The sequence below is a fragment of the Helicobacter baculiformis genome, from assembly GCF_900197685.1.
GTDB lineage: Bacteria > Campylobacterota > Campylobacteria > Campylobacterales > Helicobacteraceae > Helicobacter > Helicobacter baculiformis.
Genome location: NZ_FZMF01000018.1, coordinates 1 through 23,475 on the forward strand (window position 1 = coordinate 1; position 23,475 = coordinate 23,475).

Sequence of the window (23,475 nt, forward strand, 5' to 3'; positions counted from 1 at the left end):
TCATAGAAGCTTGCTGATGTGCTTATTTTTGCTTGCATTGTAGAGCTTCTCATATTTTAAATGCGCCTTATATTCCCATAGCTTTAACTATGGAGAGTATGTCGATTCTAAGACAAATATTTTAGAACCAATGATGTTCATTTGGTTATTTAACTATTAATTGCGAAAACGTTTGATTTGTTGGCATAATTTCAATACTATTGATATTGACATGTGGTGGTTGTTTGTAAATCCATAGCACAATATTTGCAACATCTTGTGGTTTGATATAAGTTTTATTCTCATAGACGGCTTTTGCTTTTCCTCTATCACCTTTAAAACGTACCAAGCTAAAATCTGTCTCACCACAAAGACCTGGTTCCACATTACTTACTCTAATTTTAGTGCCAATTAAATCCGCTCTTAAGTTTAAAGAAAATTGTTTTACAAAGGCTTTGCTAGCACCATAAACATTACTTCCGGGGTAAGGATAGGTTCCTGCAATAGAGCCAATATTGATGATTGTTCCGGTGTTGTTTTCGATCATTGAGGGCAATACAAGGCGAGTTATGCGTAATAACCCATTGATATTGGTTTCTACCATAGTTTCCCAATCATTCACATCGCACTCAAATGCTTTTTCTAAGCCTAAGGCTAATCCAGCGTTATTGATTAAACAATCAATATGTTTAGTCATGGAAAAAATCTCATTAATTGCTTGCTGTGTGGCATTTTTATCTTGAATGTCAAAGCATAATGGAATAAACCTCTCATGGTAATTATTTTGCAATTTTTTTAAAATTTCCGCACGCCGACCTGTTCCAAAAATGATAAAGTCCTCCTCTAAAAAGGCTTTAGTAATCGCTAATCCAAATCCAGAAGTTGCGCCAGTAACCAAAATACACTTTTTCATATGTGTTCTTCCTTATTTGTCGAATAAGAATTGCTTTTACGAATTCTGCTTCAAGGGTTGACACCCCAATCCCATGATAAGTGTTGTGGTACAGAGCCAACACCCCAACATGCCAATGTTAAACATGCGGGTTGGACGACGCTAGCGGTAACCTCATTCCAGTTTGTAGTTGTAATCAAAGTTGTTTTGATCCATCCAACTTCTAAGGTTCCGGATGGCTGGATTAGAGCCAAAGCTGGCGGGAAAACCATAGCGAGTTAAGTTAGCTTTGTGAACACTATTGATAGATTTTTGTAAAAGTAATAGCTCCTTACTCTCAGTTTTTGTAAAATCGATGTTTTCGACAGAATTCTCTTTTTGATAGATGTTGGACATGACCTCTGCCATAGCCGAGAGAGTAGAATTCATAAAATTGAGGTTGTTGGCAATATCTTTAATGAATTCTAAGCTCAAGCCATCGAACTTTTGTTTCATATTTGCATAGACTTGGGCCTGTTGCTGTTTGTCTGGGGCACTCTTTAGCTTGGTGGCTAGGTCGTTTTGGAAATCTAAGAAGTCTTTATTGAGTCTTTCAATGTCAAAGCTAATAGGCTCGCAAAATTCCACCCCATCTGAGCTCGTTTTAGCAACACAGAAGCGACCTTTGTACTTGAGATCGGACACACCTAGAGTAGACATCTGCATTTGGGCGCGATTTGTGAGTGGTTCGCTCAATTTCTCTACTTCCGCCTGAACATCACGAAATAATTTCTCCTGAGAAGCTTGTTTTGTGGCAACGGCTATGCGGTACCTTTTATAGTCCTTATTAAGTAGAGCCAAGCGCGCCTGCATATCAGCTCTTTGGATGTTCTTGATCTCTTGTTGTTTATCGCGCTTCATACAAATATACTGCGCCAGGGCTTTACCACTCATCTGCCCAAAGATATAACTTCCATTTTCAATCATGTTGTTACCGATGGCACTAGACAGACTTTTGAGAGCCTTAAGTCCTTCACTTTCTTTACCTTTTTGGTTAAAAATGAGCTTTTTAGCTAGTGGATGAAGATTCTCGTAGTTGATTTCAGGGCATTTGGCAACGATAGCGCGCACTCTAAGGGCATTAGCAATTTTGTAGTTTTTCACCTGTTCAGCAAGAGCTAAAGCATTGGCCTTGATCTGCTTAGTGATGTTAACGGCGTTATCAATCAAATCCTTTGGGTTGGCGATGTTGAGGATCGAGCCATTTAAGAAGTCCTGAGTGCCACTTAAAACTTTATTGACTTGGTTAAGCTGGTTGACGGTAGCCTGAGCTTTTTCTAGCATGTCGTGATATTTGTTGATCATGTCTGCAGCTTGTTCAATTTGAGTAGCCATGTTGCCGATCATGGTGTTAGAAAGAGCGTCTTGAGTGGGATTCTCCACAATCATACCAAAAGCATCAAGGCTGACTGCACACAAAAGAAAGACTAAGACTCTCTCAATGTGTATTTTTATTGTTTTCTGCGTGCTCTTTATTGTTTTCTGCGTGCTCTTTATTGTTTTCTGTGTTCTGATCAAGGTTTTCATAGACATAATCTCCTACTTCGGAACAGCGCATTGCAACTTCATTTTTATCGCTGATAATTGATTCTAGCTTCTCGCAAGCCCCGTTACCAGGTTTGAAAAAAGTTTGTTGCCACTTCAAAAAATCTTCCGAGTGCGCGATGGCTTCATCTTTGTAGAACCCTTTTTCAACTTCTACGTACTTCATGTATTGATCGCTAAGACCTATATTATTATTCTTGAGATGAGTTGTTCGTTTAATGTTGACTTTGGTTGTGGGGACAGTGTAAATGCCCGGGATATCACCCTTACCTTCATCCTCACCATCTTGAAGGGGACGCTGATAACGCTGTTTAGTCTTTATAGTGGTGGTGTCGTAGGTGGTAACCCATTCTTGTTTGAGATGTTGGACGATGGGCGGGACGATACATCTATCCCAAAGAAGGGTAAAGGTCTGACTAGTAGTTTGGGTCGTCTCGCTGATTTTCTCTTCGGGGAGTCTAGCATAGGCTAAAGTGATTTGCCCACTCTTGCCAATTTCGGGGTCAGCAATGAAATTACAAGGGGTGATATCGACATATTTGCCTTGGATGCGATCATAGGCTTTAATCATAGTAGGTCTGTGGGCTTCTAAATTGGCATCATCATAGACCCATTTTCCGCAAGCAAATTCCTGATAAGAACTACTAAGTGAGCTCTGTGTTCCATGGCTCAACGAAATTTGTTTGTGGGTGAGGGGATCTTCATAAGATTGATCTACAATAGGAATAAGCTTTTTATTATCATTATCTTTGCTATAACGCACAACTTTGTTCTGTATCCGAGCGTAGTCGGCACAATCTACGGCTACATGTAAGAAATTATCCATGCCTCTAAAGACAATTTGGGTTTGAAAGCTTTGACTGTCCCCCAAACCATAGCCCTTTTCTGTGGTTTGGTTGAGCGTGCATTTGCTATCATCTCTGTAAAGTTGCATGGCGTATTGGTCTCCATGTAAATCCACGCAATCGCCGACATTCTGAATTTTGTTTTCTTTATCAATGTAGTAAAATTGCGTCTGCTTGATAGCCTTACCTTTCTCGAAATCATAGCGGTAGTTACATTTTGTATCGTCCCGATAGGCTTGCATCTCTTGACAACCTCCATCCTTACCCACAATAAAAAGTTTAAGTTGGTTGGCAGTGGGATTGAACTCGGGGACTTTGCAATACTGCATTGAGTAGGGGAACTTGGACGGGTCTGCAGCGCTACTAGGCTTTAGATTTGAGCTATCTGTATTGTTATCTAAAGGTAGTGGCAGGGGATACATTCCACCCTGGTTAGTCCACCCATCGTTAGTGTTTATAGGACCCATAGATTTGGAATTTTGCAAACCTCCGGGGCCACCGGTGATTTGGAAAGAATTATTGCTAAAGCCTCCTACAGAATCGCTTGTATAGCTGTTAGATCCTCCACTATCCAATCCAAGCACTCCTTGCCTGTCAATTCCCTCCCCAAGACCACCAGTAGGCGCGTTAGATGCATTTGAATTATTGCCAAAAGAAGCACTAGCGTTATTGGTCTGGATATAGTTCTGATTACTAGACGCGTTACTAGCCTGGTTATATGTTTCTGTGGAGATTCCCAAAACTTTTGCAATTTCTGCTTTGTTTTCTCCACCAAAGACTAAAATTGAGCCCTTCCTAATCCATAAACTAGAGGGTGTTTGTTGGGTGGCTCTAGCTTTCTGTGTGAGAGGGAAGATTCGACCACCCCTAACCAGTTGAGTGATTTCTAACTCTAGTGTCCGACCCCTATTGGCATAATGCCCCATGGCCTGCACTCCAAAGACCCTCTGTCCAAGCACGACCTGCCCTTGTATGATCCCAGTCGTCTGTCTTAGATTGATATTGTTTGTGGTGATAATGTTTAAAGCTTCTAAGGAAAAAGGGAACAAAGCAAGAAAAAGGCTGAAAACGGCAAACCCAAGCGTTTGGCCTATTTGTTTCATGAGAATCTCCTCAATGGTCAAACACTTTAGCGGGGGGCTTATTGCCCTCGTTAAAGTAAGAATGCGCATGTTGCTTCCTGACTTCTTGTAGTGTGATGCTATGCATCACCATCCTTTTTGTTGTGGTATTGTTAGCTGTATTCGCATGTGCACAGCGCCACTGGGCGCTACACCATATGTTCCTGTATTTAAGCGTTCTGCAGACTTCTGCAAGCATGATAACCCTTTCGTATTCGAACTTGTAGCACGCTAGCACTTTTTGATAAATTAAACAATGCACATGTTTTTGTATTATAGTCTAATTTATGTGCATTATTTTAAGGTGCTTATCAGATGAAGGTCTTTGAAATGGTAATTAATCTTTAGTTTAGAGGTTTTGCCCTGCGGTTTTGAACCCATATAAGGTGAGTTTTATTTGTAATAAATTGACTGATGCCTGTTTTTCGCGTTATTTTGTTGGAGATACTAGCTTTAGGTTGCAGTTGTGATGTATTCGTCTTATTTGTTACTAAAAGTAATATATATTACGGTGGAAGGATGTTGTAGCAGGGATCGTGCTAAAATCGCTCATCATGCTATAACTCATCAAGTTGTGGATAGTCAATTTGTAAAATATGCCAGATAATTTAAAAAGCAAGACTGAGGAAAAAGTAGAACATAAGCCACATGTGAACATGGCGGACAGGACAAAGCATAAACCAAAACAAGCCAAGAGGTAGGAATGAATTTAGATGAACAGAGCTTAGAAAACGCACGCCAACTCTTTGAAAGCGGAGTTATTTACAAGATTGAAGTAGGGACACTTAAGGGATTGCAAGAAATCCACAAGGCGCTTTTTCGAGGGTTATATACCTTTGCGGGGCAGATCAGGGAACAAAATATATCTAAGGGCTATTTTAAGTTTTGCTCCGCCTTGTATCTCAAGGAAGCGCTTAAAAAAATCGAAATGATGCCACAATCCTCTTTTGAAGAAATTATAGAAAAGTATGTTGAGATGAATATTGCACACCCCTTTATGGAGGGCAATGGACGTGCTACGCGTATTTGGCTAGATTGCATACTTAGGCAAGAGTTAGGAGTGGTTGTTGATTGGCAACATGTAGATAAAAACGCCTATTTAAGTGCTATGGAAAGGAGTCCTGTCAATGATCTGGAGCTTAAAACATTGCTTAAAACATATTTAACAAATAAGGTTAGCGATAGAGAAGTAATTTTCAAGGGTATTGCACAATCTTACTATTATGAGGGATTAGAAAAAGTTTCTAGGAAAGATATACAAGAGCAAAATCATGTCTCATCTTACAGAGAAGAGCCCTAGACGCATTGCTATGCCTAGGGTTTAAATTTTAGGGGATTAGTGATATGATTAAAGTCTGTTTGCTGGCGGTTTTACCAACCGCGCCATAAGGCGTTTTGTGTTATAATGTCCGCCATAGAATGGGGCATTCACTCTTGGAGTAGAGGCTGTAGGATCCGCCTAGCGGGCAAGCCTTGATGATCCCGGAATCCCCTAGCTTTAGCTATGGGGAGTATGTCAATATTAGCCACAAATGCCACGAGTCCTTGCATGTTGCATCACCTACAAAACAGGCTTTAAACTGAAAATGTTTAAAATTGGAGAATATATGGCGATCTTGCCAGGAGATGAGAGTTTTCACGAGGGCTAGGCTATGAAAAGGACATCGATGTTAATTTTGGCGTTGTTGTTGTTGGGGGCTTGCACACAAAAGCGTTATGAGATGCTCAAAAGCCCTTGCGCGCGCCACGAAGTTCAGCCGCTCTATTTGCAACTAGAACTAGGAGGATTTGGCACCATCAAAGCCAGTCCCAGCTTGCCAGTGGCCTCTTTCCATAGAGTTGGTGTCTCGACTCTGTGGGAGCATCACGGGATTGGTGTGGATGCCTTGATCCGCTTAGCTGAAGCTAGGACCTTACAGCGTGAATGGTAAAAATTCATGCCATCTAAGCAGCAAATCGAAGGTAAAGTTCCTGATCCGCCTTGTAGCGCACAAGAATCTCTAGACTTAGAGATACAGGATCGAGGCAGACTCTTAAAACGCCTTTTTAAGGATAGTCCAAAGCCTTCCGTATTCCCAGAGAATGTAGCTGAGATGCGCTCTGTCTTTAAAATGGAGCGCAAGCTCATAGATTATCTTCTCATTATTTCTATATTTTTCTTCATTACAACTTGCTTGCTTGTTATAGCCATTATCATCTTACTCCCCCTCAAAGAAAAAGAGCCTTACCTAGTAACCTTTGCCACTTCCACACAAAATTTTGCTATTGTACAACGCGCAGACAAGAAGATTAGCGCCAATGAGGCTTTAGTGCGCCAACTTATCGGGGCTTACATTCTCAATAGGGAGAGCATTACGCATGTTAAACAGAATGAGGCTCAGCGTTTTGAGAGTATCCGTTACCAAAGTTCTTATGATGTGTGGAAAACTTTTGAGAATTTGGTGGCTTACCACGACAGCATTTACACCAATGAAAATCTCACTAGAGATGTCAGAATTATCAATATTGCCCTCATCAAGAAAGGGTATGCTAATGCTGATATTGAGGTGAATTTATACAATCAAGGACTTTTAGAGAGTAAAAAACGCTACCGGGTGATTTTGACCTATAAGTTTTTGCCTATCAAGATCGATTTTACTTCCATGCCTTTAAATCCAACAGGCTTTGAAGTAGAAGGATATAGTGTAACGGAGATTGCCACTCTCAAAGAGCTAGATATCAAGCATCAGATTTTAGAAGCCCCTAAAAGCAAGATTCAGGAGACACAAAGCCCTTCTTCCAAGAAAGACTACCGCTATAGGGAGTCTCCATGAATTTTGCTGTAAAATTAAATACGAGTGAAACGCCATCCTTTAAGAGGGGGAATTTTCCAACCAAAGCGTTCCAACAGACACCAATACAAAGAGCCTTACATTTAATATCTGCGAGGTTGTTTTCTGTCCTACATGACAAACATGGTTGTTTTAGCATAACTAAGATCACTCGATGTTCACTTCTCCGCTTTGAAAGATTAGGGTTTTCTGAAATTGTGTATAATGTCTGCATATATTTGTATCTAGCACAGGGAGTGCGCAGAGTTGAGCTTTTGGAGGTGTTGTGTGCGGGGCTTGTGGGGGGTGTTTTTGGGCTCAACTCTGTAAGATCCCTACTTGTAGAAATATTGGAGTGAGCACTGAATTCTTCCTATGGGCGATACCTGTTAAGGAGCCCCGAGTGTCTTTAGCATTTGGGTATCTCGCAAATATGCTTGTGATATTGTTGATGGTAGTTGGGCTTCATGCTCAGGGCGTGCCCGGTACCTACAGAGAAACTTCCAACCCTACCCCTTCGAGCCCCCCTACACAAACTCCCAATACAGAACAGGTTAACGCACCCCAGCCGGCCCCTTCTGTCTCTTTAAAAGACTTTAAAGAGGAAAGAAATCAAGAAGAAGCCCAAAAACTTATTGACTTAAAGGCTATCCAGCGGGCTTTTTTTAGCAAAAACAGACAACTTACAGACAATAATTTCAATGTGCTTTATGTGGCTGGGGAGACTAATAAAATCCGCTTGCGCTATGCGATGACCACACTTTTTATCTTTGATGACGATCCGATCATCTATGTGAGTTTGGGCGATCCTAGCGGATTTGAAATCTCCTACCCTGCTAATCCACGCTACGACTTAAATAACCTTTTAGTTATCAAGCCTCTTTTAATTGGGGTGGACACAAATTTGACCGTGTTAGGGGCTAGCGGGCGTATCTATACCTTTTATCTTTTTAGCACACACTTCACTAGTCCCAAGCAATCCTATTTTACAGTTTTTGTTTCCAATAAGCGCACAATTGGGGCTCTAAAACTGGAAATGTCCAAAAGTACCACAAGCACCACAGATACAGATGTTAAAAAAAACGATTATACTTCCAAAGAATATGATGATGGTAAGTTTATCAGGATTGGCGATCCTGTCAACCACCTCTATATCGAAAAATCTAAAATTTCCCGCGGTTACATCCAAAAGCCTAAATCTAAACGTAAATGGTGGAGTCTGTGGTTCTATAAAAAACCCAGCGAGGATGCAGAAGCTATGGAGGCTCTAGATATTTTTGATGACGGCAAGTATACCTATTTTAGATTTGATCGCGATCAAGCCCTCTCTAAATTTCCCTATACTTATAAGGTTGTGGATGGTTATGACAACCCCATCAATTCTAGGGTGGTTGGTAATTATATTATCGCTGAAGATGTGAGTCGGCGTTGGACCTTGAGACTGGGCTCTGAGTACGTATGTGTGTTTAAAAATCAAAAAGCTTTTAAAAAGTCCAAAGACTTTGCCAAACTCAAGGCTCTTTTGGAAAAAGATGCAGCTATGAAAGCAAAACGCAATAATCCTCATCTTATAGAGGAGGAAACGACACCCCAACCGCCATTGTCCACGCCAATCAAACTAGATACTAGCCAAACATGTACCCACCTGTCTGCCAAAGAAATACGAGAACTTGAAAAGATCAGGAGATTTGTTGCACCCAAAAGGAAAACCCGCGTCAAACACAAACAGCGAAATGGGTACTGCGTGCCCTTGAGGAGTCCAAATGGCAAGCACTAATAGTTTTTTGAAACGAAAACTTGTTTGGTTATTCTTGATCCTGTTTGTGTTGTTTCTCTTGTGGCTTTTCCATGATGATCAGACAGACGAGCAGATTGAATCTATCCAAACCAAATTTCCCATCTCAGACTATCTGTTTAAAAACAACCATTCTCAATCTCTAGAGTCGCCGACAAAAACAGATTTACAATCTAGATTTAAAGCCACTCAAAAGGCTTTAGAGGACTTAACCAAGCGTGCCAATAAGCCCATACGCACTTATGATGCCCATGGCAATATAGTAGATCAAGATGGGAACATTATTGCCACCCAAACAGATTTAAGCAGACTCCCAAAACTTCCTAGCAAAAAAGACACATTGGTGGCATCACAAAGCTCACAGCAACAAAGCCAACCTCCCCAACCACCTCCTAAAACAGTCCATACCCCTGCTGTTTTTGACTATAGTAAAGCCAATCCGCAAGAAAAAATTCGGCTTGTCATATTAGCCCAAAGATTAGAAAAAATGGGAGATGGAGATAGTGGATTGCAGGCTAGATATCAACAAGAGACTCGAGAAGAAGTTGATTATGGATCGAGTGGATTTGAGGGTTTTAAGCGTAAGAATGTAGCCAGTAATGAAAATAGATTATTGCGCACCATCACAGCCGATCGCCTTATCCCAGCCATTCTTGTTACCCCTATTAGCTCTGAAATTGGTGGTTCTAAGATAGTTGCCCAGATTGAAAGCGATATTTATGCCGCCATGGGCAGAGCAGTGCTTATTCCTAAGGGAAGTCGGGCTATTGGCTACTACAATTCTAATAATAAGATTGGAGAGTATCGACTAGAAGTAGTGTGGGATCGCATCCTTACTCCACAGGGAATTAATATTATTTTAAGCGATGCCAAGGGTGCTGATGTCAAGGGCTATAATGGGTTAGTAGGCACCTTACACAACAAGTACTGGGAGCGTTATGGTCTACCTTTGGCCATGTCAACTCTCTCTAATGGGCTTTTAATTGGAATCACTTCTGCTTTGGCAGACAACATGGGACGGGGCAAATATACCAACACTAACCCCTATTTTGGAGATTACATGCTTATGCGCTTGACCCAGCAAACCGGACAATCTATCAATGATGTAGTGGGACAAATTTTAAGAGAACAAGTACGTATCAAACCCATTATTACCATTAGAGAGGGTAGCCGTATTTTTATCTCTCCCAACACTGATATTTGGTTTCCCATCCCTAAGAATGGAGAGGTGTTAGCCCAATTTTTCAAAGAAAAGAAGTCACAAAAACCGCAATAATGGAGTATCATGAGACGGAACCTTTTGCTTGGTAATTTTTTGCTTAAGGATTCCATCGAGTTTTTGGGACTTCTGTAGCGTGGAGGATTTAAAGAAAACGAAAAGTTATGGGGCAACGGTAAAGAGTAAAGAAAAGCACATAGAAACCACGCTTTGTGAAGGGATATGGTGTAAACTAGATAAAAAATTGGAGTGCCTTTGATGGAAGAACTCTCTTTAGTTTTGCAACACTTTATTCAAGAGTTACGCCCTTTCTTAGAAATGCCTATTAATGAGATTATTTTTAATGGACCGGGCGTGCTTTACTTGGTGGAAGGTCAGCACAGAAAAAAGGTAGAGTGTCCCAATTTTGATGCGCGTTTCTTGCTCAACTTTTGTGAACAGCTTGCCACCTATCGCCATCAACGCTTCGATCTCAACCACCCTAAACTTTCTACCTCGATCCCTACGACGCAGTACCGCGTCAATGCTCTTCATCCTAGCGTTACAGCCAACCATGCCATTGCTATCAATATCAGGATTCCAAACACTGCCAAATTCCCTTTAGAAGCCTTTTGTCTAGGGGAAAAGTGTGTTAAAAAGGGACTCGCCTACACAGATTTTAGCAACCTCGTGCAGCAGGGAAAAAATATTTTAGTGAGTGGGGGAACAGCTAGTGGAAAAACAAGCTTTGTTAATTGCTTAATTGAGTATATCCCCGATTCTGAGCGCGTGGTGAGCATTGAGGATTCTCCTGAACTTAAAATCCCTCATGAAAACAAGGTCAATATCGTTGTAGGTAAAAGCGAAGATACTCACTATACTTATGAGGATGCCCTTAATAGCGCAATGCGCATGAGTCCCGATCGGCTTTTGCTAGGGGAAATTGATACTAGAAATGTAGCTCTGTTTTTAAGATTAGCTAACACAGGACATCGCGGCATGATCTCCACCTTGCATGCCAATAGCGTAGAAGATGCTTTTTTGGCTATTGCTATGAATATTAAAATTGGCAGTGGTAAGGACATTGGCATGGAAGCTTTACTGGATTTTTTTATTGCAGGTATGGATACCATTATTCAGATAGTGCGTCATGGTCACCAGCGTATGATTGCAGATGTTTTGGATGTCAAACAAGAATTACGCCAACATATGGAAAAGACCCATGCGCCTTAAAAATCCCAACGCTCACAGAAAGAGTAAGCTTAAGAGCGGGGGCAAGCGCATGGTTTTTATTTTGGATGCCAAGAGCGCTGCTGCCCTCAAAGAACTAAGCCATAAACACAAAATTAGTATGACAAAAATTATAGAGACCATGATTTTGGAACAAAAACCTTTTTGTCAACAAAATAAGTGGCTCTTGAAAACCATTGCCCTCATGCAAGAGCACAAAAACCTCTACACTAGTCTCAACACTACCTTTTCGAACCTTAATCAAATCGCACGTCATTTAAACATCTATGCCCTAACAGGAGAAACTATTAACGATGCACTTTTGGCACAAACACAAGCTCAGGTGCAACATTGCGCTAAACAACTAGAACTACTTAAACTCTTGGTACTCAAGAATATCATCTTGTTAAGCCACAAGAATAAGATTCAAAAGAAAAAACAATGACTTCTCTTCAAGAACTTAGAAAGCGACTTTTAAAAATGCAAAAAGATATTCTGTCCCTCAGACAGATAACAAATGATCCAAATGTTATACGCAGTGTCGATGTAAGCTATTATGACGAAAAGATCGGTCAAATCTTAGAAGAATTTCCCCTCATCCTAGAACACCTGCGAAGTTTAGAAAAACCAACTCCTCAGGATGTTAAGGGGTGCGAACAGATTTTAGATGCGATGGTGGAAGATTTTCTGGAAGATGTGCAAGAATCTATACAACCTAAAGATAAACGCTAAAGACTTGCGTCTTTAAAAGTAAGCCAGTCGATAGCGGTTTTGCTAAAGATTATTGTCTGATCCGCGCGCTACATGAATTCTGTGGGTCTACACTCTGTTAGAAATTTGTTAATAGGCACTAGACGCGACTGCTCCAAATTAGCGGGGTGTCGATAGACACTCAACAGCGGCATCCTTAGACAGAGCATTTTTAGCTAACTTGGAGTGGATAGGCGAAAGCGCCGACTATTCAACATGACTTTCAATGGTAACTGCACAATTCTGAGCGTTTAAGCGTTTGTATGGTTATTCTTCTAAGAATTTTTCCTTATAATGGCTTGGGTACTGTGCCTTAAGGGACTCTAGTCTAGCTACAGAGGGGGCAGAGGAGCTGTAGATCTTGAGCAAACGCTCCAACTTACTCAAGTCGACATCTAAAAAATTAGAGCTGTTGGTTAGTTTATTCTTGACTAAGATCTTACGGGCACTCGAACTTGTGTTTTGTAAAAAACTGATCTCGTTGTGACTTAAAGGGATGTCGTACTCTAACAGTTTCCGAGTGTTAGCGCCGGGAAATAGGATGCAAGTAGCAGTGTTATCTACAATACTTTTAGCATTGGGGATTTCATCTAACTGGTTAATATCTTGAAAAGCTAGAGCCAACACACCGTTAACTTTTCTAGCCTGTGTAAGCACTAATTTGATCCGATCAACCATAGTAGCGTTGTTCACATAGCTTCTAGCTTCGTCAATGAACATGAAAAAGCCTTTTCTATGCTTTTTAGCCTCATAGATCATTTTATGGAATAGGTAGAGGGCGATGAGAGAGGCATTTTTATCATTTTGCACCACAGTATCCATGTTGATGATGGTAAGTTTCTTAGAGAAACTTAAACAATCGTGAATTTTATTAAATAATTCATTTTTGGCGTATTTTTGCAGACGCAATTTTAAGTTGGAATCACTCTCTTGAATGGATTTGGCGATCTCTAGGAGCCCAAAAGCAGTGGTTGTATTTTTTAAATACAAAAAAGCATCTTCGATGACTTTGTCAATATTGAGCACATCCTCTACATCTTGTTTGTTGTTATCGCTGACATTGACTAAATAGTGCAACCAAGATTTTAGAAATTCCTTATTTTCATTATCATCTTCAAGACTAAAGGGATTAATATGGAAGGCATTTCCATCATTATATTCGGCTTCTAAAAATTCTCCCATAACACGCATGCCATTGAGGCGATCGAGAGCAAGGATGTTAAGGTTGGAGTATTTAAAACAATTAGTGATGAGAAATTCTACTAAGGTGGTTTTACCTACCCCAGTGCCCCCGATGACAAGAGTATGTCCTAAAGGCATGTCTTCCTTGCTGTGGATGGGAGCAGCATGGAAGTTAAATAAAAAAGGAGAATAATTTTGATTTTTAAAAACACTTAGGGGCATTTCTCCCCATGGATTTTGATCAAAGCCGCTTTCTTCCTTTTCCAGCATGATCATGGAGGCAATGTTTTGTGAGCTTTGCAAGCGTTTACGCGCATTTAAGTGGTTTCTGCCAGGAAAAAGACTAAAGAAGGCGCACATCATATTGAGGCTTTCATGCACGGCTACTAGTCCATAGCGTTTGAAGGTGTTGACAATTTCTAGACTTTTAGCATCCAAAGTCTCCTTCGAATCAGCCCGTACGTGCACCATCAAAGAGACATACTGCATGAGCACCCTATCTGTTTTGACTAGGTTATTAAGGTGCTCTAAAGAGGGTTTGATAATGGCATTAGCCCGCTTGCGCTTCTCCTCTATTTTTTTAATACTCTTAGCTTTTGGCAAAGTGTCCATGCTGAGGATTACATCAAACTCGCTCTTCAAGTGCAAGATGCTAGAGATGGGAATGCTAGAGATGGTGTCGCTGTCATAAGCTTTCACGGCAATGATGCGCTTATAGAGTTGTTGCCCATTGTAATCGTAGACAAAATGGTCTTTTTTAAAGGTGATGTGGCTAGCAATATGCCCATCATGAAGCATGCCATCACTAAAGTTGAGTGGCAAGTACACACCATTGCTATATTCAGCATAGAATCTTAGGAGTTCTAAAGCACTGAGTTTTTGAGGAGCAAGGGGTGCTAGGATCTGCATGAGGTTATTCATGATACTGTGAAGGATGACTTCTTTGTTTAGGTATGCATGAGCGTTTTGAACACTCTGTGCCTGGGTGGTGCTGCTGGTACCCTCTAGCTCGTCTGTGGTGAGAGCCTTCTTTTGGCGTTCTAAAAAGCCTTTGAGGTCATCATTTTTGGTTTCGAGCAATAAGAGATAGGTATTTTGATAAACTTCTTCATTCTTTTCCCAAATATTGATGATAGTCTTGGCATAATGATTTTGAACGTGCTGGTAGGTTTTGTTAAACAGAAGTTTTCTGCGCCTAGCAAGGACTTTTAAGTGGATGAATTCGCTAATTTCGTTGAGGGCTAAGATACGCTCATTGAGGGCTCTAGAAATAGCCTCCTCATCTAAACTAGAATAGGGTACACCCTCCAAGCTTAAGCCCCCAACTAGGTGTTCTCTTTTAGTGATGATGAAGTAATCGTTATGCATGCCAAAAATGTTATTTTCATCAGCCATGGAATACATGGTGGGCAAAAGCCCAAAACCTAGTTTCTGTAATCCACGCTTGAGGGCTTCTAAGCTAAGCATGTTTATTCCAGTTAGGCATAGTAGATTCTTGTGTCATTTTTAAGAGTAAATGTGTTTAATAAAATGGCTGTAATATCCTCATCAAAGAATTCTAGGATATAGAAAGTAAGAATAAAAAAAAACATAAGCAGGAGAGCGTGAAAAAAAGCAAAGCTTAGAAGCCAACAAGAGGCAAAGAAGCTAAAGATAAAAGAGTCAACATTAAGTCCCAGGAACTTTTCCTTCTTGGAAATTTCCCGGATATTTTCATTTTCGACATAAGCGATATGTGCCATCAAAATAGCCAATTTGCGATATCTTTAGCATAGACCACGCTAACGGTAGCAAGAATGATAGTAACACACTTCCAAGCAATTTCGCCTAGCCTATCCAAATTTTTCATGGCATAAACAGCCACGCCAATAATAACAATGGCTCCGATGGTCTTCATGAAATCATTGCTAATAAAATTGATAATCTTCTCAAATTTCTCGTTCCATGCGGCGGCTTGTAGAGTGTAAGGCAGAAAAATGCCAAGAAAGAAAATGTAAAACTGCCACTGGCGTTGTTCAAATTGATACTTGAATCGTTTGTATAACCAACGCATTGCCACACCTCATCATCAGATTATTTAAAACATATACACTAGCATGCTAGCAAATTAAAACAAATAAAGCGCTGGAGACGATCAGCCATCCCAGCGAAGGTTAAAAAAACCCACCAGCCACCTAGCTAGTCTTCTGTAGTTTGGTTGTCCTCATCGATCAATAGCTTTCAGAAAACACTTCTATAAACCCCTTGTAGTCTTCGAATTCCTTAGCGATCAATAATCTGCCATTATCCTCTTTAAATAAAAATCCATCGCGTTTATGATGCAAACTAGCTATATAAGAGTCACGGCTAGTGGCATTAATAATTTCAAAAGCACAAGAGATGCATGGCTTACCGGGATGCTGAAAAGTGATTTTATATAGTCTAGCTTGTTTAAATAGATGATCGGGGTCAGAAACAAAAACACTTCCAATGTTGCCGATGTAACTATTAAGAGTATGTCGCTCTTCGGTAGTGTAGTAACAACATAATTCTTGACGTTTATACTCTTCCTTATCCTTTTCAAGTCTACGTCGATCCAAAGTGGCTAATATGCGATTATTTTTGCGCGATAGTTCTGCAACACGAAAAGGTTGAGGCATGAAGCAGAACACGATGCCTACAATCTTGTGACTGCGACCCTTTTTGATTTTTTCATACCAAATGTGTTCAAAATACTTTGTGCGATCGGGTTTGTTGGGATCAAATTCTAGGTAGGGTGTACCTAGCTCCTTACAAGCAGGTTTGAGAATTTGCTTCTCTATTTGTCCAATCCCCATGTACTTTGGAATTCCCATAAACTCTTTAAACCCATCCCAGTCATTTTGGTAAGTGTTAGACTTGCATAGTCCAATTGTGCGCACATCCTCGAAGCGTACAAGCAGTCTAAATAGCGTCTTGGTGTATTTGCTGGTGAACTCTACAAACGTCTTAAGCTGACAGGATGTGAAGTTAGCCTTTAGATCATTGAGAAGATGGGTATAGTAAGGGGTATTTACTCCCACTTCTATATAGCGCAATTTGCCATTAGCCTTACCAGTAACAATGTTGAAGTGGCGGAAAAGGAATAAATTTGTTTGGCTGACAAGTTCTTCACCATCCTCAACAAAGCGCATAATCTTCCAAAAATTGGCTGTACATATGTTCTCCCATAGTTTTTTGACACTCTTAAGCAGATCGGAATTATTGATTTTTGGGTCACCAAGCATAGACTTGATTTCACTGGACGTAAAGCGCACAACAGCGTCCCCGTGCTCTTTGAGTTTAGCAAAAATGGAGAAGAGTAAATTATTTTCCAGGGCACTTAACTTGCCTAAATTAACCTTGTAAATGTCATTGTGAAGAACTACATTGAGAGGGTTTTTTACTAAAAGTTGTTTGGAGGGAATAGGTTCTATAGAGGTAGAAAATGAGGTTGTAGATTGTGTTTGCATGTCTGATTCATCACGCACTACAAGCTCATTGACAAGGGCATGTAGCCTGTCTATCTGTTCAATTAGATACTGCTTGTCATTGTTCACAACAAAGCCTCTTTTTGTTCAACTAATATCAATTCTACCATAGTATTTCAAATATTAATTTTATCCATGATTAAAGAAGTAAAAAACAATAAAATAAGTGCATAAAATTGCCTAATATAGAGTTTTCCCCAAAGATTTAAAATTATGTAAATTTATAACTAGCCATAGCGGGAAATATAACTAGCCAAGTCGAAAAATTAGCGGGAAATATAACTAGCCAATAGCGGGAAATATAACTAGCCACGCGGGAAATATAACTAGCGAAAACACGTTTTTTCTTTTTTTATGCCAATTTAGACCACAGAAAACCCCCTATACAACGAGGGTCGGCTCGCGCAAGCAAAAACTATTCCTTTTCGAGCCTACAAAGTTAGTGAACAAAGAAAGACAAAGATTCTTACGCGCGTGCGCGCGCGTAGCGCGCAGAGCTTGTTCGAAGCAAGATTTTCCAAAACGAGCATCGTATCTTTAACCTTGCAACTGATACTCCTGCATCGCTCACTGAACTCACTGAAACAAAAGCTATGTGGCTTTTACCCAGTAAAACGACGACTCAAAACCACAATCTGCCCACAATCTACTTCCACAACAAATTAAAAATGCTCAAAATAGCCTCTAGGATTGACGAGAAGCGCAAAGAATAGCCTAGACAATATCTGACATCGTTTTTCAAAAAGATCGCGCTCTACGAGCATTTAAAGCGCATTTATAACGGTACTTAAAACTTTAACTTTGACAATCACAAACTGTGATGTGCCCTCAAGCTGTTACAAAAACCTAGGACATGGAAAAATTCTAATCAAAACCACAATCTGCCCACAATCTACTTCCACAACAAATTAAAAATGCTCAAAATAGCCTCTAGGATTGACGAGAAGCGCAAAGAATAGCCTAGACAATATCTGACATCGTTTTTCAAAAAGATCGCGCTCTACGAGCATTTAAAGCGCATTTATAACGGTACTTAAAACTTTAACTTTGACAATCACAAACTGTGATCCCCTGACTTTAAACTATGGGGAGTGAAGGAATAGTCGTAACTCCAACCTTCGAACTCGAGTCAGTTGTGCGACCCTTTCTATGGTTAACCGTGCCCATATTCACCCCTCCCACTGTCCCTCCTACAGATTCGCTGCCTGAATCAGATCCACCCTTATAACCTCCCATAGTGGCTACATTAGCCAAAGCCCCTCCAACTCCACCTTGCGTATATCCACCCTTAGCCAACCCAGCTGTAGTTACAAGAGGAGCCTTAATTAGGGAAATAGTGCCACTGATAAAATGTCCTGCATCACCTATTGCGCCTTGTGTACCAAAAATGAAATTAATCATGCTTGGGACCTTAGAAACAAGCTTAAGACAGAAAAAAGCACCCAAAGCCATAAATGTCAAATCTAACAAAAAATCCATATAATCTGAAGGTTTAGTGTGTATGGTGCTAAAAATAGATTTCCAAAAACTTTGTTGAGGAAGAGCATCTATGTTCGTGCTCCCCGCTTTAATAAAGCTCAAAATGTTATAATCTAGCAAGGAAACTAGAGTTACAAAAGGGGCGTAGAAAGTTAGGGATACTACCTTTTTAACGTAAGCCCAAGCAAAACCCCTAGTTTGTTGAAAAAAAACCAATGGAATAAAGAGAACATAAAGCGCAAGATAGATACTGATTTCAATGAATGTAAGACAAATGAGGTAAACAATGTTAAAGATGAACAAGGCTTCCAAGATGGCTATAACCAAAATTGCTAGAACAATGGGAAGAACATTAAGAATGGTACTTGTTTTTAAATTTTGAAATGTACGTGTAACTAAATCTCCTGTAGCGTAGAAAATATCAGAAATCAGAGTATCAATAGTTTTATTTTGAACTTGAATAGCATGTGCCTGATCACTTGCCTGATAACCTTCAAGTTTAAGGGTACTCAAAGCGGACATGACTTGATCCGCAGGATACTCAACAAGCATTCTGAAATATGCTTGTGAATCCTTTGGATGTGCAATACTCCAATTGAAAAATGTCAGATAGCCAAGAAACAAACCTGCAACCACGAAGGTTTGGAATTCAAAAAAGTCGCCCTTTTTAAGTTTACTGTACACGAACATCAAAATGAGAATAACCCCAATTGTGTTCCCACTTGTGCGCAACACTTGACTAAGACTATCCGGCAAGAGGAGCATAACGCGATTTATAAAATCTTCAAACAAGCCTATAAACTTCGCATATTGGCTAATCTGTTCCATTGACGCTCCAAATTTACATTTTTAACGCGAAAATGTTACAATGATAACGGAAATATTTTAAGTTATCATGGTATAGAATTGCGGATTAAAGTCTAAAATAGGAGTACAGAGCAAAAAATACCGGTCGGTGCTAGGTGTACGGATACTGGGTATCATTCGAGTGTCATTGCTATCGACCTGAATGAAAAATAGCCAAAGAATGTAGATGAGTTTAGCTAAAGCAAGCTAATTTAACACCTCGGATAGAAGAAAAATCTTTTGAGACACTGTCTTTTGGTACTTTGGATGGCTGTGCCATGTTTTATAAAGCCAAGTTGAGCATGGTAGTGAATATACCACGCTTCTACACGGACTTACTCTACCTATAAAATCACTAACTCGCGTTTTTCAAATTCTATTAGAGTTAACCCATCCCGTGCTTCGATAACTTCTCACCAATGCCTACAATCAATGCCTACGCTAGAGCCCAACTTAGTTTTTTTATGAAAGCATAGAGTGTACCAAACTTTAGTTCCAAAAGCGCGCCTAGAGGACAAATTCAAATGGGTTCTCGATCTTTAAATTGAAACCAACAACCAAAGGCGTGTGGTTTGAAAGTTTAAGATACCACCCCAACTTGTTCCACCAACATCCAAACTCTGCTATCTATCGAGAAAAACCGCGCTCAAACTTTAAACACACTCAGGAAACTATTCAAATCAACAGTCTGCTTATGGAGTTCGTTGGAAGATTTTTGCATGGAATCGTTAATCCTTAATAAATCCTGTACACAAGAAGCGATCTTGTCCCCATTTTCAAGAATGCTTGTGGTGTGTTCATTGATATTATTGATATTATTCAGATTTATGAGGGATTGGTCTACCGCACTGACAATTACAGCAGAGAGATGATTCATATGGTTTTGCATCTCGCTTGAATGTTGGGTTAGAGCTTGCATTAATGAAAGATCGTCTTTTCTCTCTTGATTGATCTTAGCAATGGATTCTAAGATATGTTTGACAATGGATCCGCTTTCTGTAATATTTCTTTGGGTTCTTTCGGCTAAAGCCCGTACTTCATCAGCTACCACTGCAAAACCACGCCCATGTTCGCCTGCCCGTGCGGCTTCTATAGCAGCATTAAGTGCAAGCAAATTTGTTTGATCGGCGATATCTGTGATTGCATCCAGAACGCTTTATATATTTTGCGCCTCTGTAGATAAAGATTGCATTTTTACCACATTATTTTCTTCATTGGCCATATTGCGTTGGACATGTTCATTAATCACAGCTACAGCGCTTTTAGTTTCAGAGACATTTTTTAGTACACTCTCTAAAAGCTCCCTGGTAGAAATGGACACCGCTACGCTTGCGTCTAGTATTTGTCGGCTAGAGTGGCTCAAATCCGTGTTGTTATGGCTAATTTGCTTAATTTGCTTGGAGTTTGAATCTAGATCCACAGAAATAGCGCTCAGAGACTTAGAGATAGCCGTATTATTTTGCACCTCTTTGAAGATTCTTTGTAAAGTATCGCGCATGTATTCTATGAAGACATTTACAGATCTGGTCATCAAACCTATTTCGTCATTAGCCGCAATGCTGATCTTATCAGTAAAAGTTTTGTTGTCTACGATACGCGCTAATGTCTTATTGACCTTTTGTAATCTTTCAAAAATATTACGCACCACCAGGAAAGATAAGATCATCGTAATAATAATCAGTAACACCTCACAGATTACTAAAAATTCAAAGTAATGGGTGTTTTTAGTGATTTCGACCTCAGTAAGCTTCGTGATATGGGTACTGATGCTGTCTTCTACTTGTTTAAGAAGATCAATTTTCTTCGTGATAGTGTTAAACCAAAAGGAAGGCTTAATCCCAAAATTTCCTACAAAGTATTTTTTTATTAGCGCTTTACGCATCTCCTCTACATTTTTAAAGCTAGAATCTTTAGAGACATGTTGAAATAGTGCTACGCTCTGCGCATCCCCAAAGGATAGAAAATATTTTATAAAAACTTCTTGTTTAGCTACAAGAGCGATAAGGTTAGTGTAGTTAGGATCAGCCGGGGTATTTGCAATAAAGATTCTGTTGGCCGTAGCCCGCTCTAACCCGGACATTTCTTTAGCATAAAGAAAACTGATATAGCCCATCACGGCACCAGAGATTTTGGAATTATGGATAATCTTAATGGATTCTAGCACGGTATCGAGAAACATTGCGATGCTCTGCGTAAAATACGCGACCGTGTTATCCACAATTGCCTTTTTATCCTTAGATTCCATAGCGCTACGGATTTGGGGCAATTTGGCTAAAAAATTTAGTCCCTTTTGCAATGCTTGCATATATTCGGTATCCAAACTAGAAGTGGAGTTCAAAAATCTCTTAAGATGTTCTAGATTTGTATCTGTGTGTTGTCTTTGCTCTTGCAACTCGCTGGCAAACTGTATTCCATTGCTAGATAAGAATCCTGCGCTCATCCCGCGCTCTTTTTGCATCTCGTGCACCAGTAAGGACAAGTACTTGGACACTTCTATTTGATGTGCTAAACCTTATTGCGTACCAAGGAGCTATAGGTGGTGTGCAATTGCCAAAACATAAAGGACAATAAAGCAATCATAGGAATGGAAATAATCAAAATAATTTTACTTTGTAGCTTCAGACCATTAAACAAGCACAACAGAAACCCCCAACAAAAAAAGTACTTTAATTAAGATAGGCAAAATTAATTAACACATCCCCCACAACATTAAGTCTTCAGACAAAGCAATGTTTTTATAAATCAATAAAGCCTGCCTACCCCTAAGTGGAACACTTAGCTTTTCAATATACTTAAAATTAAAGTTTTTAGGCGGTTTTTGCGCTACCTGGTTCTCTAACTTTGCCTATGAGGAGTCAATATCAGCCAACTAGAAGTTGACAACATAATTCCAGTAAAGAGATACATTGCGTCTGAAGGTATAAGCTAATTTACTGCCTGCACCACCACACATATAGCTGGTAGGGTGGTTACAACCACTAGTTTCAGTTGCCGTAGATGTCCTTGTAAAGTAAGGGTCATTGATAGTGGGAATGCGTATACCAAACTCAAACCCTTGATGTTTGGTGAAATTGGTGCGAAAACCCATATTGATTATAAACTGTACATAAGTAGGCGAAAACCTATATGTCGCATTAGAATCATCAATATTTTTTATTAATTTGTCAAAATATTGGTTCATGGTTACACAATTTGTTGTGCCTTCTAGTTGCCACCTACAACTAGCATTCCCGGATGGCTTGCCCATTAGCCAAGAGCTTCCTCCAAGCATTACACCAGCAAAAACGCCGAGAGTGCGGTTCTTCTTTTCATAAAAATTGAAGAGTGCATCCAAGCCCACACCATAGAACAAATTGGCAGATGGCTGATTGACATAACTATGACCAAGCCCACCAAGCGAAATACCGCTAAAACTCCCTCCCTGTCCGCTAAATGCACCGTAGTAACGCAATCCAAAACGCTCTTTTTTGCCAAAGAATTGCTTATAGCCAAATTGAATATCTACACCATAGAGGTTGCCATTGTATGAACCGCCCATCACATCTCTACCAACAGACCACTTTCCTTTAAACGCATAAGCTGTGCTACTTAGTGAGTGCGCCCCTGAGAAGTTGGAATATTGAAAGCCACCCTCTACATATCCACCACTGGATTCTCCACTTAAGCTCGCTATACACGCAAACGCACCACAAACTGCCACCGTTTTTCTGATAAGCATCAAGAAACCCTTTATGCACAAAACTTAAGGAACGATCGTATATGTTAAGATGATTCCAAAAAGGCTTATAAAACCACAACTGCGGACATAGGTCCGGTTATTTTTTTTGAACTATCTTAGACCTGCTATCTTAAATTATCTTAAAAAATATTAAATATTTTATGAAGATGCGCTCTTAAGGGAGAGCGGACCTTACAATGTTTCAATGGATTAATTTAGGGTTTAGTGAGTTCTGTATTTTTTAGCTTTGAGGTCTTGGCATTCTTGCTCTAACTCTTCCCTTAACTGCTTTTCTGTGAGGTAGGCGGTGTACTTGGCTTCTAACTGACTTTGGAGTTCTAGGTGGCGGTATTTGTCAAAGACTAGATCATCGCCACAATGCGCGTACCCTTGTGTCTTGTCGGGGTTGTCGGGGTAGTGTCCGCTTGACACACTCCCCGCGCCCAAAGCTAGGGGATTGGAAGTCTCAACAAGGCTCACTCACTAAGTGCGTCTTAACATCTCTCCTCCAAGAGTGGCTTCTCCCACCTATGAATATGAATATTGATACTTGCGTTT

17 protein-coding genes and 1 pseudogene are annotated in these 23,475 nt (G+C 40.1%); 8 read left to right on the plus strand and 10 right to left on the minus strand.

The annotated features are described in order from the left end of the window. Nucleotides 1-145: 145 nt before the first annotated feature. From C6G87_RS03960 to C6G87_RS03970, 3 genes are all read right to left on the minus strand, one after another. Nucleotides 146-892, minus strand: a complete 747-nt coding sequence (locus C6G87_RS03960) for an SDR family oxidoreductase (RefSeq protein ID WP_104752244.1) — start codon at nt 890-892, stop codon at nt 146-148. 153 nt (nt 893-1,045) lie between these two features. Beyond that, nucleotides 1,046-2,299: a hypothetical protein gene (locus C6G87_RS03965; protein WP_233708996.1), complete on the minus strand. Its 1,254-nt coding sequence runs from the start codon at nt 2,297-2,299 to the stop codon at nt 1,046-1,048. Between the two features lie 49 nt (nt 2,300-2,348). Further along, nucleotides 2,349-4,403 carry a competence protein gene (locus C6G87_RS03970; RefSeq protein WP_104752245.1) on the minus strand — a complete coding sequence of 685 codons (2,055 nt, stop codon included), beginning with the start codon at nt 4,401-4,403 and terminating at the stop codon, nt 2,349-2,351. Nucleotides 4,404-5,124: 721 nt separating this feature from the next. On the opposite strand from C6G87_RS03970, the gene fic reads away from it, so the two are divergent. The 8 genes from fic to C6G87_RS04015 all read left to right on the plus strand — a co-directional run bounded on the left by fic (nt 5,125) and on the right by C6G87_RS04015 (nt 12,186). Continuing rightward, nucleotides 5,125-5,721, plus strand: coding sequence for a protein adenylyltransferase Fic (gene fic, locus C6G87_RS03975; protein WP_104752246.1), 597 nt, complete (start codon nt 5,125-5,127; stop codon nt 5,719-5,721). A gap of 367 nt (nt 5,722-6,088) precedes the next feature. Continuing rightward, nucleotides 6,089-6,352: a hypothetical protein gene (locus tag C6G87_RS03980; RefSeq protein ID WP_199767628.1), complete on the plus strand. Its 264-nt coding sequence runs from the start codon at nt 6,089-6,091 to the stop codon at nt 6,350-6,352. A 6-nt stretch (nt 6,353-6,358) separates the two neighbouring features. Then, nucleotides 6,359-7,234 carry a VirB8 family type IV secretion system protein gene (locus tag C6G87_RS03985; protein WP_233708997.1) on the plus strand — a complete coding sequence of 292 codons (876 nt, stop codon included), beginning with the start codon at nt 6,359-6,361 and terminating at the stop codon, nt 7,232-7,234. 448 nt (nt 7,235-7,682) lie between these two features. Then, nucleotides 7,683-9,008 carry a TrbG/VirB9 family P-type conjugative transfer protein gene (locus C6G87_RS03995; protein WP_104752261.1) on the plus strand — a complete coding sequence of 442 codons (1,326 nt, stop codon included), beginning with the start codon at nt 7,683-7,685 and terminating at the stop codon, nt 9,006-9,008. Next, entirely contained in the window at nt 8,995-10,302 is a 1,308-nt protein-coding gene (locus C6G87_RS04000; protein WP_104752249.1) for a DNA type IV secretion system protein ComB10, read from the plus strand. Before C6G87_RS03995 ends, C6G87_RS04000 begins: the two co-directional genes overlap by 14 nt. A gap of 201 nt (nt 10,303-10,503) precedes the next feature. Continuing rightward, entirely contained in the window at nt 10,504-11,457 is a 954-nt protein-coding gene (locus C6G87_RS04005) for an ATPase, T2SS/T4P/T4SS family (protein WP_104752250.1), read from the plus strand. Continuing rightward, nucleotides 11,447-11,899: a plasmid mobilization relaxosome protein MobC gene (locus C6G87_RS04010; protein WP_104752251.1), complete on the plus strand. Its 453-nt coding sequence runs from the start codon at nt 11,447-11,449 to the stop codon at nt 11,897-11,899. The genes C6G87_RS04005 and C6G87_RS04010 overlap by 11 nt, the downstream gene beginning before the upstream one ends. Further along, nucleotides 11,896-12,186: a hypothetical protein gene (locus C6G87_RS04015; RefSeq protein ID WP_104752252.1), complete on the plus strand. Its 291-nt coding sequence runs from the start codon at nt 11,896-11,898 to the stop codon at nt 12,184-12,186. The genes C6G87_RS04010 and C6G87_RS04015 overlap by 4 nt, the downstream gene beginning before the upstream one ends. Before the next feature lie 285 nt (nt 12,187-12,471). Here C6G87_RS04015 and C6G87_RS04020 read toward each other — a convergent pair whose 3' ends face one another. The 7 genes and pseudogenes from C6G87_RS04020 to C6G87_RS04055 form a co-directional block, all read right to left on the minus strand. Then, on the minus strand, nt 12,472-14,853 hold the full coding sequence (locus C6G87_RS04020; protein WP_104752253.1) for a VirB4 family type IV secretion/conjugal transfer ATPase: 2,382 nt from the start codon (nt 14,851-14,853) through the stop codon (nt 12,472-12,474). A 274-nt stretch (nt 14,854-15,127) separates the two neighbouring features. After that, on the minus strand, nt 15,128-15,439 hold the full coding sequence (locus C6G87_RS04030; RefSeq protein WP_158653092.1) for a TrbC/VirB2 family protein: 312 nt from the start codon (nt 15,437-15,439) through the stop codon (nt 15,128-15,130). Between the two features lie 157 nt (nt 15,440-15,596). After that, the gene (locus tag C6G87_RS04035) at nt 15,597-16,943 is read right to left on the minus strand and encodes a replication initiation protein (RefSeq protein WP_104752255.1); all 1,347 of its coding nucleotides are present in this window, start codon (nt 16,941-16,943) and stop codon (nt 15,597-15,599) included. A gap of 1,008 nt (nt 16,944-17,951) precedes the next feature. Continuing rightward, complete coding sequence (locus tag C6G87_RS04040; protein ID WP_104752256.1) at nt 17,952-19,181, minus strand: type IV secretion system protein; 1,230 nt, start codon at nt 19,179-19,181, stop codon at nt 17,952-17,954. Nucleotides 19,182-19,845: 664 nt separating this feature from the next. Then, nucleotides 19,846-21,657 (minus strand): annotated as a pseudogene (locus C6G87_RS09055) (methyl-accepting chemotaxis protein). Nucleotides 21,658-22,068: 411 nt separating this feature from the next. Then, the gene (locus C6G87_RS04050) at nt 22,069-22,917 is read right to left on the minus strand and encodes an outer membrane protein (RefSeq protein ID WP_104752257.1); all 849 of its coding nucleotides are present in this window, start codon (nt 22,915-22,917) and stop codon (nt 22,069-22,071) included. A gap of 222 nt (nt 22,918-23,139) precedes the next feature. Beyond that, nucleotides 23,140-23,397: a hypothetical protein gene (locus tag C6G87_RS04055; protein ID WP_104752258.1), complete on the minus strand. Its 258-nt coding sequence runs from the start codon at nt 23,395-23,397 to the stop codon at nt 23,140-23,142. Nucleotides 23,398-23,475 lie beyond the last annotated feature (78 nt).